The organism is Blastomonas ursincola (assembly GCF_013607875.1).
Taxonomy (GTDB): domain Bacteria; phylum Pseudomonadota; class Alphaproteobacteria; order Sphingomonadales; family Sphingomonadaceae; genus Blastomonas; species Blastomonas ursincola.
The window spans coordinates 1-858 of sequence record NZ_VDES01000008.1 but is presented as its reverse complement, the minus strand read 5'-3'; the positions used below and the strand labels follow the sequence as shown (position 1 = coordinate 858).

The following is an 858-nucleotide window of genomic DNA, read 5'->3' as shown; positions in this document are numbered from 1 at the left end:
CCATAAGCCAGGCCCGAAACCACGCTGGCGGTATCGCCCGCACGCAGGCCGCTGATCGTGCCGGTGAACGCCGGATTGGCGAGGCCGTACTCCCGCGTTGCATTGTCGGCGGTCACCGTAAGCAACGCCCTGGTGATCGTGAGCGTGCCGGGGACATAGCTGAAATCGTAGTTCGTGGCGGTGGCACCCGAACCCGTAATCGCATAGTTGCCGATGCCCGAGTTCAGCACCGCGCTGCTGCCATAGGTCAGACCGCTGATCACGCTGGCGGTATCGCCGTTGCGATAGCCTGTGATCGTGCCCGTAAACGCGGGGTTCGCCAGCCCGTATTCGCGCGTCGCATTGTCCGCCGTCACCGTCAGCAGCGCCTTGGTGATCGTCAGCGTGCCGGGGACGTAGGCGAAGTCATAATTGGTCGCGGACGCACCCGATCCGGTGATCGCATAGGTGCCGACATTGCTCGCGGTCGTCGCGACCGAGCCATAGGTGAGGCCCGATACGACGCTGTCGGTATCGCCATTGCGGAAGCCCGTGACGCTGCCGGTAAAGGCCGGGTTCGCCAGCCCGTATTCGCGCGTCGCGTTGTCCGCCGTCACCGTCAGCAGCGCCTTGGTAATCGTCAGCGTGCCGGGGACATAGGCGAAGTCATAATTGGTCGCGCTGCCACCCGACGCTGTGATCGCATAACTGCCAACGGCCGATCCGGTGCTGGCCGCGGTACCATAAGCCAGGCCCGAAACCACGCTGGCGGTATCGCCCGCACGCAGGCCGCTGATCGTGCCGGTGAACGCCGGATTGGCGAGGCCGTACTCCCGCGTTGCATTGTCGGCGGTCACCGTAAGCAACGCCCTGGTGATC

Annotated in this window: 1 protein-coding gene; it reads right to left on the bottom strand. The window is 64.8% G+C overall.

Annotated features, from left to right (window positions below):
- Positions 1–836 (bottom strand): MBG-2 domain-containing protein (locus FG486_RS18015; RefSeq protein ID WP_181268588.1); only part of this gene is annotated, 836 nt, incomplete at its 3' end.
- Between the last annotated feature and the right edge of the window lie 22 nt (positions 837–858).